The following is a 13,535-nucleotide window of genomic DNA, read 5'->3' as shown; positions in this document are numbered from 1 at the left end:
TGATGGCATATGGGAGACTGTTTTGCATGACAGTTTCACCCACCGGGTCTTCGCCAAGCCCAACGAACGCTCCCCCAAGCACCCCGACGAACACACCCACCTATACCTCAGCCGAACGCACTCCCGATAGTGTTTCGACTGGGCGGACCATTGCTTCAGTAGTGGTCTACGGTGTGCTCGGCGGGGTGCTTGCTCTTGGTGCTTGGTTTGTGTTGCATTCCATCTCGCTGCCGGCGTTTAGCACCTCGAATGTCACGCGCGCACTGACTACTGCGGCGTCACTATTTATCCTCATCGCGGTTGTCGCAGTGGTGCTGTTGTGGCTGCGCGCCCGCAAGCGCGGGGACACGCGCGCCACGTGGCGCAAGATTGCCTCTGAGGCCGTGTGCTACTTGGCACCGTCGGCGCTTGTCGTCACCACTTTGGGTATTCCGCTGTCCGCCACCAAGCTCTACCTCGACGGAATCCAGGTCGATCAGGGCTTCCGCACCCAGTTCCTCACTCGCATGACGGACACGTTTGCGAATCAGGACATGAACTATATCGACCTGCCCACCTACTACCCCATTGGTTGGTTCTGGCTTGGTGGACGCATGGCGAATGCGCTGAACATGCCTGGCTGGGAGGTGTACCAACCGTGGGCGCTGGTCTCTATGGCCGCGGCCGCTGCCTGCCTCGGCCCCATCTGGCGCAAGCTCGTGGGCTCGCTCCCGCTCGCTACCGGAATCTCGCTTGTCACCATCTGCATCGTCTTGACCATGACACCCGACGAACCGTATGCGGCCGTCGTCGCGCTCTTCGTCCCGGCGATCATCGTTCTCACCCAGCGCGCGCTGCACGGCTCGTGGCCAGCAACGATCGCCATCATGATCTACTTGGGCGTTTCCGCCAGCTTCTACACGCTATTTACGGGAACCGTGGCGCTGGCCGTGGTGGTGTTAGCGTTCGTCGCGGCCTTTTCTTCCACAGTTAAGAACCGCTGGATTCCGATCCGCCAACTCATGGTGATGGGTTTCGGCGCCATCGCCATCGCGCTGGTCGCCTGGGGGCCTTACGTCATGGCAGTGCTTTCCGGAGCCCCCATGGGTGCATCCACAGCGCAGCACTTCTTGCCGGAGGAGGGAACAATGTTCCCGATTCCATTCCTGTCTTTCTCCATCATCGGTTTGTTGTGCCTGTTTGGCTTTTTGTACATGTTGTTCCGGTTCAACAACCCGGAAGTTCGTGTGCTCGCCATCGCGACCGGTGTTTTTTATGTTTGGGCGCTGCTCTCGATGCTGGCAACCGTGCTTGGTACCACGCTGTTGGGTTTCCGCGTGGAAACCCTCATCGTGCTGATTATGTCCACGACAGGTGTGCTGGCACTCGCTGAACTGCGCTATCGCGGCCCGGAGTACTTCTATCCCGGCCGCTTCGGTGATCAAACCAACCGTCGTATCACCGTCGCTTTCATCGCGATCCTCGCACTCGGCGGGCTGGTCTATGTGCAGCAAATTCCTGGCGAGAATGAGTCGCACATCGATCAGGCGTACCAAGACACCGATGGCTATGGCGAGCGCGCCGACCGCTATGCCCCGGATCCTGGCCGCTACTACGCTCAGATTGATGAGCTCATTCGCGATTACGGGTACGTACCCAACGACACGGTCGTGCTTACCGACGAGATCAACTTCATGGCTTACCGCCCGTACCACGGCTTCAACGCCTTCACCAGCCACTATGCGAATCCGCTGGGCGAATTCGACGCCCGCAATGAAACAATCGCGAACTGGGCCCAAGCGTCCTACGCCAATGAGGGCGATCCCGAGGCGTTCAAGGAAGAACTCGATGCTGCTCCGTGGCGCAGTCCGGATGTGTTTATCTTCCGCGGGACCCTCGATACAACGACCGAGAACTCCACCGAGCCTGCCCCAGGATGGAAGACGCACATCGCCGAAGATATCTACCCGAGCCAGCCAAATGTACGCTATGAAGGATTGATCTTTAATCCAGAAGTGTTCGACAGCGCCGATTGGGACTCCACCCAAATTGGGCCTTTCGTTGTAGTTGCCCGGATTAAGTAAATAGAAGTCAGGATCGAGAATTGAACTCACAGCTTGAAAACCCAGGCAGCGCGGTGAAGGCGCCACCTCGCCAACCGGCGCCGCAAAAGGCCCCCGCATGGCTCAAAAACCTTGCGATCGTCTCAGGACTACTATCTTTCCTGTTGTTCGTGGCAACACCGTTTCTTCCGGTCAGCCAGACGCAATCGTCGTTTAGCTGGCCGCAGAATGACTCCCTGAACTCTGTCAACGCACCGTTGATCTCCATGGCCCCGGAATCTTTGGATTTAAGCATCCCGGTCGAGGCAATCAACTCTGTGCGCGACGGTCAGAGCACGGTAGTGGGCACGCTTCCCGACGATTCCGAGCAGGCCTACGACCGTGGGCTGTTCGTGACCGCGCCGTCTGGTGGGGGCCTGAGCGTGAGCTCGCTCAACGAGGTCGTTTTCGAGCTCACCCCGCAGCAGCTTGATTCCCTCCCTGCCGATGCCGTGGTCGAATTGTCAGCCACCGAAGACGGTGTGCATGTTGCGATTCCGGGCACGAGTTTCGACGAGACCACCGAGGATGATCTGCGCCCGCAGCTCACCGGTATCTACTCCGAGATCGAGGGCGACGCGGAGGCGCTCACAGCCGCAGGTCTACAAGCGGATGTAGAGATCAACTCCCGCTTCACCACGACACCGACTACCTTGAAGCTCATTTCCATGGTCGGTGGCATTCTGCTGGCGTTGGTTGCTCTGTGGTCCCTGTGGCGCATGGATCAGCTCGACGGTCGCAGGATCGCACTGTTCAACAAGAACTGGCGCACGTTCAAGCCTCTGGACGGGCTCGTCGTTTTCGTCCTCGGATTCTGGCACATCTTCGGCGCCAACACCTCCGACGACGGCTTCATTCTCACGATGGCCAGGGCGTCGAGCGAATCCGGCTACATGGCGAACTACTACCGCTGGTATGGCGTGCCGGAATCGCCTTTCGGCTCCCCGTTCTACGACCTGCTCGCTGCCTTCGCGCAGGTGTCCACGGCATCGATCTGGATGCGCCTTCCAACGCTGATCGCCGGTTTGTTGATCTGGTGGTTCCTCTCGCGCGAAATCCTTCCACGTCTCGGCGAAGCCGTCGCTGGACGACGAGTGGCATATTGGACCGCAGCGTTTATGTTCCTGGCCTTCTGGCTGCCATATAACAACGGTCTGAGGCCAGAGCCGATGGTGGCAGTGGGCACCATTATTACCTGGGCTTTGTTTGAACGCGCGATTGCCACGAAGCGTCTTTTCCCAGCCGCCCTGGGCACGATCACCGCGGTGTTTACCTTGACCGCAGGCCCGACCGGCTTGATGGCGGTTGGCGTGTTCTTAGTCGCCATCCCGTCGCTGTTCCGCATCATGAAGGCACGTCTCTACCACGCCCCGTGGGCTGCGTATATTGGGCCTTTCCTCGGTGCTGGCACTGCAGTGTTGGTCCCTGTCTTTGCCGATCAGACGTTAATGGCTGTGGTGGAGTCCACCTCGGTGCGTTCCGCAGTCGGGCCGGCCCTGGAGTGGTACTCCGAATGGGTGCGCTACTCCACGCTCTTCCAGCAGTCTGTGGACGGGTCCATGTCGCGTCGCTTCGCCATGTTCACCATGCTCTTCTGCCTGATTCTGATCGTGTGGAGCTTCACCCGCCACGGCAACGTGCCCGGTATTGCAAAGGCCCCCACCGAGCGTTTGCTGCTGATCGTGGCCTTCTCGATGTTCTTCCTCATGTTCACCCCGACAAAGTGGACCCACCACTTCGGTATCTACGCGGGTATCGCAGGTGCCATCGCGGCTGTGGGTGCGGTTGTGCTGTCGCAGATCGCGATGAAATCGGTCAGAGCTCGCACGCTCTCTATCGCGGCGGTGCTCTTCCTCCTAGCCATTACCCTCGCCGGCTGGAACGCCTGGTGGTACGCATCCTCCTTCGCTATCCCGTGGTGGGATCGACCTGTGCAGTTCAAGGCCATCGAGGCAAGCTCGGTCATGCTGCTTGTCGCCATGATCGTGCTGGGTATCGGCATTTGGCAGTCCTTTAAGCACTCCTACCAACGAGGTAAGGCCGAACAAGCCGGGCGCCTCCGCGAGTTTGAGGCAAACCAGAAAGCAGCCAGCGGCAAGTTCGCCGGAATCATGTCCGCACCTATCGCGATCGCGTGCGTGCTCATGGTGGCCTTCTCTAGTTTGTCCTTTGTAAAGTCGTTCATCGATCAGGCTCCTGCCTACTCCGTCGGTATGGGCAACGTGCGCTCCTTCGGAGGCGACAGCTCGGGTATAGCCAAGGACGTCATGATGGAAACCAATACGAACGATTCCTTCCTCACCCCGATCAACGGCACTCCGCTGGGACGATCGTTGGATTCAGGCGAAAACCGTGGTTTCACCCCGGACGGCGTGCCAGGATTTATCGAGCCCGAAAACATGTCGTCGGCTGCCGTCGGCGCCATCGGCGATAACCCGCAGACCACCTCCGGCAACGCGAACACGGAATCCCGCACAGGCACCGAGCAAGACTCCACCTCCGCGGGTGTTCCAGAAACAACCAATAACGCAGAAGACACCACCCAGGAGGCGATTGCCCAGCAATCCACGTCGCAATCTGGGACTCAGGGCAACCGTGATTCCGAAGACACCGGTGTCAACGGTTCGACGGTGAATCTGCCGTTCAACCTGGATTACACCCGCATCCCGGTATTGGGTTCCTACGAGGAGGAGCCTCGAAACGCCGCCGAGATCGAGACCGAGTGGTTCGAGCTTCCCGAAGCTACAGAAACTGCGCCTCTCGTTGTGGTGTCCGTAGCAGGCAAGATCAAGCACGATGACATCAATGGCGTCGAGCAGGACGGTCAGGAGCTCCTTCTCGAGTACGGCACACTCACCGAAGCAGGCCGAGTAGAGGCCCTTGGCGAAGTCCAGATGATGGATACTGGTCCGACCCCTTCGTGGCGCAACCTGCGCTACCCCATCGAAGACCTACCTGCCGAAGCCAATGTCGTGCGCATTGTCGCTTCCGACAAGTCGCTCGCAGAGGAAGACTGGATCGCGGTGACCCCGCCGCGTGTGCCTGAGCTGGAGTCGATGAACGACGTCATCCCGGCCGATACACCTGGCCTGCTGGACTGGTCGATTTCTTTGCAGTTCCCAGATCAGCGTCCATTTGACCACTACGCTGGTGTCACCGAGATCCCTGAGTTCCGCATCTCCCCTGACGCGCCGGGTAAGGCCTCCCTCTCTGGGTTCATGGACTTCCTTGGTGGCGGTTCGTTGGGCACGGCCGAGGCTGTGAACTACTCCTACGAAATCCCTGCTTACCTTCGCGGTGATTGGCAGCGCGACTGGGGCTCCGTGGCCAAGTACGAACAGCGCACGGACTCGACTGGGCAAAAGCCTGACCTCGCCCAAATCGATTATGAGGAAATCACCCGCTCCGGCCTGTGGCATCCGTCGGACATGAAGATCCGAGACATCGAGTAGTACTTGTTCGAGTAGCACTAGTTAAGGCGTGACCCGTTAAAGGGGCCACGCCTTTTCTTGTGCTTGCAACCAATCCCGCGAAACTCTCTATGCCAGGCTGGTTGTGTATCGAGTGGACAGTTCTACGCCCCCGGGATGCCCGCAGCCCGGTTCGCCGCGGCGATCCCGTTCGTCCGGCCACCCGGGTCATTCGTCGGCTGCAAGGGCGCCGATTCAGCGACAGAGTGGGATTTCTTGCTGGATTTCTTGCTGGTCAGCCTCGACAACACCTTCGCGGTCAGCCGCGGGGCCCGCGTTTGAGTCGCTGCCAGGATTCGGGGTACAAGATTCATCGAACTGCCTCCAATGCATGATTGACAATGCTGATAACTTCCTCGCGCGCAGCCTCCGCGTCCGCTGGCACAAGTGCGATGCGCGTGCGTCGCTCGAGGACATCTTCGACGCTGAGTGCGCCCTCAGCGGTGACTGCGAATTCGATTTCCGCCCGCGTGAGATCGGTTCCCGTGACGAGGTCAAGGGGCCGCTCCACAGTGGCATCGCTGATCACCTCAGGTGCTTCCCTGCCGAAGCGCTGCACAATCGATTCCGGCAGATCGGACAAATCACGGGGTGCCACGTGTGCGTAGTCGCGGTGACCCGGCGCGCCGATCAGCGGGAACGTCGTGGTCACGCAACGCCTAGCGCTGAGATTTCTCAGGCGCACGACCTCGTCGAGAGTCTCCTCGGCCATGAGCCGGTACTCCGTGAACTTGCCTCCGACAATGGAGATCACACCGTTTTCTGACTCGATGATGTGGTGCCTGCGCGAGAGGTCTGCGGTAGCCGCATCCTCACCGGTGTCAAGCAGGGGACGCAGACCGGTAAAGGCACCGATGACATCGTCGTGGGTCAGATCTTTATCCAGCGCACGGTTGATGTGGGTGAGCAAGAAGTCAATGTCTTCCTGCGGTGTCGCGGGCACTTCGGGGATTTCTGGACCATTATCCTCGTCGGTCAATCCCAAGTACACGCGCCCGTGCGGAGCCGGGAGTAAGAAGAGGTAGCGCGAGATCGACCCCGGGAGCGGCACAGTCAGAGCGCCCTGCGGATTCCCGAGCCGGTCGGCGTCGATCACAACGTGTGTGCCTCGCGCGGGCCGGAAGTTCAGTGCGTGGTCAATGTTTCCCGCCCACACGCCGCTCGCGTTGATCACTGCTTTCGCCTGCAGCGTGAATTCATTATCGTCAATGCGATCACGCACCCGCACGCTCGTCCCGTCTGCGGAGAGCACCTCGCACTGAGTCAGGATGCGCGCTCCCTCCGACGCCGCAGTGCGCGCCACCGCGGTAACAAAGCGCGCGTCATCAACCATCTGACCGTCGAAGTTGACCCACGCCCCGCGGAGATTATCGCGAGCAACGGCCGGGCACAACAACGCGGCTTCCTCGGGCCCCGCATAGCGCGAACGCGGCAGCGTTTTCACCGAGGTACCCGCGAGCTTGCGCAGGACATCTCCGGCCAGAAAACCCACCCGCATCGCGGCCTTTTGAAACAGGTTCGTATCCGACCCCAAGGCCGTCACCTGTGGAAGCGAGCGCACGAGGTGCGGCGCGGTGCGCTCCATGATGATGCCCCGCTCCACAGCGGAATCGCGCGCGATTCCGAACTCCATTTTGGTCAGGTAACGCAGGCCACCGTGGACAAGTTTCGAGGAAAAACGCGAGGTACCAAAAGCTAGGTCATGCTTTTCGACGAGCACCGTGCTCAGGCCCCTCGTCGCGGCGTCGAGGGCGATGCCGACCCCGGTAATCCCGCCGCCGATGACCACCACATCGACACCTTCCGTGCCGGTGGCTAAGTCGTGTAGGTCGGTTGCTCGTCGCGAAGCATTCAATCGTGTGGAATCTTTCATGCTGATAAATATCCTTTCAGCATCGTTGTCAGTTCGGTTTTCCATGCGGTGTCGCTGCTGAGCTCGGGCACAACTGCTTCGCGGCTCAGAGCGGCGGCCTGGGTAATCATGAGGATCATCGCGGCCATGTCGTGTCTGTTTCTTTCCGCTAAGCCGGGCGAGCTGCCGGACTCGGCGACCTTGTCCAACATGGAGGTGATGAAGTAAATGATGATTTTCTGGCTCGAGCCCAGGCGCTCGAATTGATAGGTCACGAAGACCTCGGGGTCTTTGCGGATCAGCGCGACGAAGAGTTCGTTGTCCCTGGCACGCGAGGTCACGTCAATGACGCGATCGATGAAATCGTCGGCATCTCCGGCGAATTCCTCCGGCCCCTCCTCTCCCAACAGGGCGATGACCTCGGCAGTCATAACCTCGGCCGCGAGCTTGTCCACCGAGGCGAAATGGTTGTAGGCGGTCTGACGCGAGACACCGGCGCGCCGGGCGATGCCCGCCATGGTTGCGCGAGACGCACCGGTCTCGATGAAGGTGTCACGGGCAGCCTGAATGAGGGCCGCTTGGGTGTCAGTTCGTGGCTCGGTCATGGTTTGGGCACCAAGTAGTGGCCCGCACCTGGTGCGATGCGCAGCGACACGGGGGTGGGGAAACTCCGGTCCCCGTCGACATATGTGTTCACACCAGGCATGTGCAGCGTCACCTCGGGCACGCGAAAGCGTTTGATTGCGCCGCCGAGCCCGGAGAAATCCCCTGCCATGAATTGTCGTGCCTGCAATAGAAACGTGCGCCGCGGGACCTCTTCGAGCACCGTGATGTCGAAGAGCCCGTCGTGATGGTCGGCGTCGGGAACAACGGTCATCCCACCACCGTAGGACTTTGTATTGCCAACGACACACAGGATCGCCTGACCATTGAAGAGCTCCTCTCCGTCTGGCGTTTCCAGCCGGGCGGGTCGCGCGCGGAAGCTGGGAAACTCAATCCCCGAAGCCAGCAGGTAGCGCAGTTTGCCCCGCGGCCATTTGATGGTGTTCGCCCGCTCCGTGACCTGGGAGTCGAATCCCGCCATCGCGATGGTGCCGAAGTAGCGCTCCTCGTCGCCGTGGCGGATCACGCCCAGATCGGTATGTGTGGAATAGCCTCCCACAATCGCATCCACTGCGCCGCGCACATCGAGGGGGATGCGGTATTCGCGGGCGTGATCATTGCCGGTACCAGCGGGAATGATGCCCAAAGGCTTCTTGCTCCCGGCTTGTTCTTGCAATGCCAGATGAATGAGCCCGTCGCCGCCGCAGACGACGAGGGCGTCGAGCAGGTCGTCGTCAAGCGCATGTCGGGCGAGCTCACGCGAGGCCTCGGCGCTGGCTCCCGCAAGCGCGACCACGTCGATGCCGCGACGGAAGAACTCCCGGCGCGCCTCGACGGCCCTTTCGGCGGCGATGCCCCGTCCGGCGGCCGGGTTCGTCAGCACGGCGACGCGGCGGATCTGCTGGTGATCAAGAATGTTGCCCACCATTAGACGAGCTTTCCAGGATTGAGAATGCCCGCGGGATCCAGCTGCGCCTTAATTCCCTGGAGCAATAGCTGGCCCGCTTCGCCGATCTCGCCTGGCAAGTAGGGACGGTGATCGGTGCCCACCGCGTGGTGATGCGAGATCGTGCCGCCCGCCGCGATAATCGCCTCGCAGGCGCGCTCCTTGATCGGCTGCCACTGCTGTGCCGGCTCGCCGCGCTGGCCACCGATGATGGTGAAATACAGCGATGCTCCGGTGGCATAAACGTGCGAGATATGACACATGACCAGCGGAATCGTCCCCGAATCGGCGAGCGCCTTGGTGATGGCCTCGGTGACCGCGCGCTTGAGATTAAACAGGTTCGACCAGTCGGTGGCAGTCTCCAGTGTCTCGCAGATCGCGCCGTTATCCATCAGCCCGTCGCGCAGAACGGGCGCACCGAAGCGACCCCGTTCCCACGCCCGCACCGGATCTTCGCCGGCCGACTCACCACCCAGCGTAAGCAGCAGCTCTCGCGTTTCCTGGTGCCGCGACAGGGTGTGCGCTTCGGTGCCCTCGAACATGGTGAGCATGAGGCAGCCCTTGTTTTTGGAAGCGGCCGAATCACCGATCGCGCTTGTCGACGATAGGTTCACCGCCGACTCCATTTCATCCGACAGGCGCAGCACTGTCGCACCCGTTCCTGTTTGGGTCACGGCCCGCATGGCCTCGGCGCCCGCACGGAAGTCAGGAAAGCGGAAGGCCTCGTAGCGCTTCGTCTCCGGAATCGGATGCACCCGCACGCGCACCGAGGTGATGATCCCCAGGGTGCCCTCCGAGCCCAAGAAAAGCTGGCGCAGATCGGGCCCGGCGGCGGATTGCGGTGCGTTCCAGCCCGCCTTGATGATGCCCGCCGGGGTGACCACGGTCAGGGAGCGCACCATCTCGTCGAAACGCCCATATCCTGCCGAATTCTGCCCCGAGGAGCGCGTTGCGGCGTAGCCGCCGATCGTGGCATAGGGGAACGACTGCGGGAAATGTCCCAGCTGTAGGCCGTGTTCGGCGAGCAGCATCTCGGCATGCGGGCCGGTCAGACCGGCTCCGAGTGTTGCCTCTCCCGAGATGGGATCCACGTCGCTGAGCTCTGTAAAGCGCGCCATGTCCACGCTGATGACGGCGCGCAGCCCGCCGTCTTTCGGCGTGATGCCGCCAACGACAGACGTGCCTCCTCCGAAGGTGACCACGGCGATTCGCTCGCGCGCGCAGTGCTGGAGAAGCTGGGCAAGCTCCTCATTCGTCGCAGGTGCGACCACCGCGTCGGGCGCATCAATGTGCGCGGAGCGCATATCAAGCAGATCGGGATAGGACTTGCCCCGGGCGCGGCGCAGCCGCTGATCGTGCTGGGTGGAGACATGTTCAGCCCCGACAATTTTCGCGAGTTCGCCCAAGTCGGCATCGCTTAACCTCACCTGGGAGAGCGCGATGTCTCGCGGATCAATTCGGTTGACTTGCTCCGCGGTGGCGCCGAGCACCTTTTCCAGCATCTCCATGATCGAGGCAGACAGCGGCTTCGCTTCATCGTGCGTGCCCCACAGTTGTGGCTCCATCGGAGGCAACGGCAACGACACTTCATGTTGTGTGACCATGAGCACAGTGTACAGGTTGACACTTTATGCACAAGTGTCAATTTCGCTTGACGACGATTTGCCCGCCCGAAAATCAGTACCGTGCAGAATTAAATTCATAGACTAAGTGGTCTGTACTGTGATTTTTATTCGCTCCAATTCTGGAGGTGGACTTTTAAACTTCCAGCACTTAGTGTGTTTGCAGTTGTTAAGACCGTTCGGTCTACTGTTCGGTCTATTAAGAGTTTCAGGAGCGTCGATGCAGCCATACCTTTCTCGCCGCGCGTTACTGCGAGCCGCTGGCATCGCGGGAGCAGGCGCTACTTTGGGCACGCTTGCCGCCTGCGGCACGGGCTCGTCGTCAAGCAATGCTGCTTCCGGCAACGTAGTCACCATCGGCTTCGTCCCCATCGGCTGCGCCGCCCCGCTGCTGGCCGCCGATTCCCTCGACCTCTTTAACAAGCATGGGGTGCAGATTTCGCTGCGGAAATTCGCCGGCTGGGCCGATCTGTGGACGGCCTATGCCACCGGCGAACTCGACGTGGCACACATGCTCTCACCCATGCCGATCGCGCTCGATGCCGCTGCAACTAACGCTGCGCGCCCGACCGAGCTCTCGTTTACTCAAAATACCAACGGGCAGGCGCTGACCCTGGCTGCGAAGCATCATGGGCACGTCTCCTCGGCATCCGACATGCGCGGCATGGTTCTTGGCATCCCCTTCGAATACTCGGTGCATGCACTGCTGCTGCGCGACTATCTAGTCGCCGGAGGCATCGATCCCGTCGCCGACGTGGAGCTGCGATTGCTGCGCCCCGCTGACATGGTCGCGCAGCTCTCCGTGGGTACCATCGATGGCTTCATCGGGCCAGAGCCGTTCAACCAGCGCGCACTCGCCAGCGGAGCGGGCCGGATCTTCACCCTGACGCGCGAGATGTGGGACCGCCACCCATGCTGCTCCGTGGTGATGTCCAAGCAATTCCGCCTCGCTCACCCCGCTGCGGCAGATGCCATCGTCGCGGCGCTGCACGAAGGCGCGTCCTTCGTCGACGACCCGGCCCATGTCCACGAGTCGGCACCTTTGCTGGCTTCGGAGAAATATCTCAACCAGGAGGAAAGCCTCATTGCTGCGGGTCTGACCGGTTCATATCTGAATTGGGAGGGCGAGCAGGTCAGCGACCCGAACTACCTGAGCTACGGTGACCCGACCTCGTCGACAGCGTTGACGTGGATGGCGGCTCAGCTCGCGCGGTGGGACTTAGGAGGCACGCGCCTGACTTTCGACGACACCGCGATCCGCGACGCGGCCTTTGCTGTGTTGCCCAAGGATGCCGTGACCAACGACGACCCCGTCACCATCAATGGCCACGTCTTCGACCCGACCCGCCCCACTGCCGGATACCGCTAGGAAAAACTAGGAATCGTACATGACAAAGAAGTCCTCTCCCCCTGTGTGGCATGCCGTTGTCACCGGCCTTGTGCTCTTGGCTGCCTTCCTCGCGCTGTGGCAGATCGCCGTGTCGGCCGGCTGGCTCTCCGACATCGCGCCCACCCCGGCGCGCACGTGGCAGCGCGGCGTGGAGATTCTCTCCAACCCCTTCTACCGGGACGGGCCCGCCTCCGTGGGTATCTTCTGGCACCTGCTGGCCAGCCTGCGCCGCGTGCTCATCGGCTTTGTCATCGCCATGGTGATCGCGATTCCGCTGGGCTTTTGGCTGGGCACCTCCACAACGATGCGTCGCGCGGTCGACCCGGCCGTGCAGATTCTGCGGCCGGTTTCGCCCCTAGCGTGGCTGCCCCTTGGGTTGGCTCTGCTCCAGGATGCCGAGAACACCGCCGTGTTCGTCATTGTGCTCTCTGCGCTCTGGCCCACGCTGATTAACACGATCTCGGCCGTGCACGACATCCATCCGCGCTACCTCAACCTCGCGGCCACCCTGGGGTCGAGCCGCTGGCTGACCCTGCGTCACGTACTCTTCCCCGCGGCGCTGCCCGGGATTGTCACCGGCATGCGCCTGTCGCTGTCCACATCCTGGCTGGTCATCGTGGCTGCCGAGATGCTCGTCGGCGGGCAAGGCATCGGCTTCTTCGTCTGGAACATGTGGAACCGCCTGGATATCGATGCCATCGTGGTTGCGATCCTGCTCATCGGTGTCACCGGTCTCATCCTCGACCACCTCGTCGCTTCTATTCAGAAGGTTGTTCGCCATGACTAGCACTATTTCTGTCGAAAACATCACCAAGTCCTACGGCGAGACCCGCGTCATCGGCCCCACCTCGCTGGACGTCGCTGAGGGCGAGTTCGTCAGCCTGCTCGGCCCATCGGGCTCGGGCAAGTCCACGATCCTCAACATGATCGCCGGCCTCGCCTTTCCGTCCACCGGCACCGTCTCAGCGTTCGGCACGGAAATCACTGGTCCCGGCCCCGAGCGCGGCCTCGTCTTCCAGGACCACGCCCTGCTGCCGTGGAAAACTGCCCGCGACAACATCGATTTCGGTCTGCTCTCCGCTCACCCCGAGCTCAGCGCCGAGGAGCGCGCCACACGTACCGACAACGTGCTGGGCAAAGTCGGCCTTAGTCATGCCGCCGACCGCCGCCCCGCCCGCCTGTCTGGCGGCATGCAGCAGCGTGTCGGTCTTGCGCGTGCGTTTGCCATCGATTCCAAGATTTTGCTTCTCGACGAGCCCTTCGGAGCCCTCGACGCCCTGACCCGCCGCGAGCTGCAAAACCTGCTGCTGGAGATCTGGGAAACTAACCGGCGCACCGTTGTCATGGTGACCCACGACGTGGAGGAAGCCATTCTGCTTTCCGACCGCATCCTGGTCATGTCACCCGGCCCGGACGCAACCATCATCGAGGACCTCAAGGTGGATATCCGCAGGCCACGCCACGGTGCGGCGGAATCGGATACCGGCGAGATGCGCCGCCACCTGCTGGGGCTGCTCGAGCACTCTTAGTTTTGGACAATATCGACGGATTTACTGTTTCAGCCCTTCAGA

The 13,535-nt window shown here is 61.3% G+C and carries 10 protein-coding genes; 5 read left to right on the top strand and 5 right to left on the bottom strand.

Features of this window, described 5'->3' with window-relative positions; genetic code table 11:
- Positions 1–26 precede the first annotated feature (26 nt).
- Positions 27–2,063, top strand: coding sequence for a galactan 5-O-arabinofuranosyltransferase (locus A37O_RS0106740; RefSeq protein ID WP_083912610.1), 2,037 nt, complete (start codon positions 27–29; stop codon positions 2,061–2,063).
- A 53-nt stretch (positions 2,064–2,116) separates the two neighbouring features.
- On the top strand, positions 2,117–5,533 hold the full coding sequence (locus A37O_RS0106735) for an arabinosyltransferase domain-containing protein (RefSeq protein WP_026196205.1): 3,417 nt from the start codon (positions 2,117–2,119) through the stop codon (positions 5,531–5,533).
- 122 nt (positions 5,534–5,655) lie between these two features.
- On the opposite strand, the gene A37O_RS0106730 is transcribed toward A37O_RS0106735, so the two are convergent.
- The 5 genes from A37O_RS0106730 to A37O_RS0106710 are packed head-to-tail and all read right to left on the bottom strand — an operon-like array spanning position 5,656 to position 10,517.
- Positions 5,656–5,865 carry a hypothetical protein gene (locus A37O_RS0106730; protein WP_018296742.1) on the bottom strand — a complete coding sequence of 70 codons (210 nt, stop codon included), beginning with the start codon at positions 5,863–5,865 and terminating at the stop codon, positions 5,656–5,658.
- Positions 5,862–7,424 (bottom strand): glycerol-3-phosphate dehydrogenase/oxidase, encoded by a 1,563-nt coding sequence (locus A37O_RS0106725; protein WP_018296741.1) that lies wholly within the window; start codon positions 7,422–7,424, stop codon positions 5,862–5,864. Before A37O_RS0106725 ends, A37O_RS0106730 begins: the two co-directional genes overlap by 4 nt.
- On the bottom strand, positions 7,421–8,008 hold the full coding sequence (locus tag A37O_RS0106720) for a TetR/AcrR family transcriptional regulator (protein WP_018296740.1): 588 nt from the start codon (positions 8,006–8,008) through the stop codon (positions 7,421–7,423). Before A37O_RS0106720 ends, A37O_RS0106725 begins: the two co-directional genes overlap by 4 nt.
- Positions 8,005–8,934: a diacylglycerol kinase family protein gene (locus A37O_RS0106715; protein ID WP_018296739.1), complete on the bottom strand. Its 930-nt coding sequence runs from the start codon at positions 8,932–8,934 to the stop codon at positions 8,005–8,007. Before A37O_RS0106715 ends, A37O_RS0106720 begins: the two co-directional genes overlap by 4 nt.
- Positions 8,934–10,517 (bottom strand): FAD-binding oxidoreductase, encoded by a 1,584-nt coding sequence (locus A37O_RS0106710; RefSeq protein ID WP_018296738.1) that lies wholly within the window; start codon positions 10,515–10,517, stop codon positions 8,934–8,936. Before A37O_RS0106710 ends, A37O_RS0106715 begins: the two co-directional genes overlap by 1 nt.
- A 277-nt stretch (positions 10,518–10,794) precedes the next feature.
- Here A37O_RS0106710 and A37O_RS0106705 point away from each other — a divergent pair, with 277 nt between their 5' ends.
- The 3 genes from A37O_RS0106705 to A37O_RS0106695 are packed head-to-tail and all read left to right on the top strand — an operon-like array spanning position 10,795 to position 13,493.
- Positions 10,795–11,943, top strand: coding sequence for an ABC transporter substrate-binding protein (locus tag A37O_RS0106705; protein WP_018296737.1), 1,149 nt, complete (start codon positions 10,795–10,797; stop codon positions 11,941–11,943).
- Between the two features lie 19 nt (positions 11,944–11,962).
- The gene (locus A37O_RS0106700; protein WP_018296736.1) at positions 11,963–12,751 is read left to right on the top strand and encodes an ABC transporter permease; all 789 of its coding nucleotides are present in this window, start codon (positions 11,963–11,965) and stop codon (positions 12,749–12,751) included.
- Complete coding sequence (locus A37O_RS0106695; protein WP_018296735.1) at positions 12,744–13,493, top strand: ABC transporter ATP-binding protein; 750 nt, start codon at positions 12,744–12,746, stop codon at positions 13,491–13,493. The genes A37O_RS0106700 and A37O_RS0106695 overlap by 8 nt, the downstream gene beginning before the upstream one ends.
- Positions 13,494–13,535: the final 42 nt, after the last annotated feature.

The organism is Corynebacterium lubricantis DSM 45231 (assembly GCF_000379425.1).
GTDB lineage: Bacteria > Actinomycetota > Actinomycetes > Mycobacteriales > Mycobacteriaceae > Corynebacterium > Corynebacterium lubricantis.
The sequence above is the reverse complement of the archived record's forward strand: the minus strand, read 5'-3'. Positions and strand labels throughout refer to the sequence as shown.

What these genes read in the sequence shown, in the direction of transcription:
- A37O_RS0106710 (WP_018296738.1), bottom strand. Translation starts at nt 10,517, where the DNA reads ATGGAGCCACAACTGTGGGGCACGCACGATGAAGCGAAGCCGCTGTCT.
- A37O_RS0106720 (WP_018296740.1), bottom strand. Translation starts at nt 8,008, where the DNA reads ATGACCGAGCCACGAACTGACACCCAAGCGGCCCTCATTCAGGCTGCC.
- A37O_RS0106730 (WP_018296742.1), bottom strand. Translation starts at nt 5,865, where the DNA reads ATGAATCTTGTACCCCGAATCCTGGCAGCGACTCAAACGCGGGCCCCG.
- A37O_RS0106715 (WP_018296739.1), bottom strand. Translation starts at nt 8,934, where the DNA reads ATGGTGGGCAACATTCTTGATCACCAGCAGATCCGCCGCGTCGCCGTG.
- A37O_RS0106740 (WP_083912610.1), top strand. Translation starts at nt 27, where the DNA reads ATGACAGTTTCACCCACCGGGTCTTCGCCAAGCCCAACGAACGCTCCC.
- A37O_RS0106705 (WP_018296737.1), top strand. Translation starts at nt 10,795, where the DNA reads ATGCAGCCATACCTTTCTCGCCGCGCGTTACTGCGAGCCGCTGGCATC.
- A37O_RS0106700 (WP_018296736.1), top strand. Translation starts at nt 11,963, where the DNA reads ATGACAAAGAAGTCCTCTCCCCCTGTGTGGCATGCCGTTGTCACCGGC.
- A37O_RS0106725 (WP_018296741.1), bottom strand. Translation starts at nt 7,424, where the DNA reads ATGAAAGATTCCACACGATTGAATGCTTCGCGACGAGCAACCGACCTA.
- A37O_RS0106695 (WP_018296735.1), top strand. Translation starts at nt 12,744, where the DNA reads ATGACTAGCACTATTTCTGTCGAAAACATCACCAAGTCCTACGGCGAG.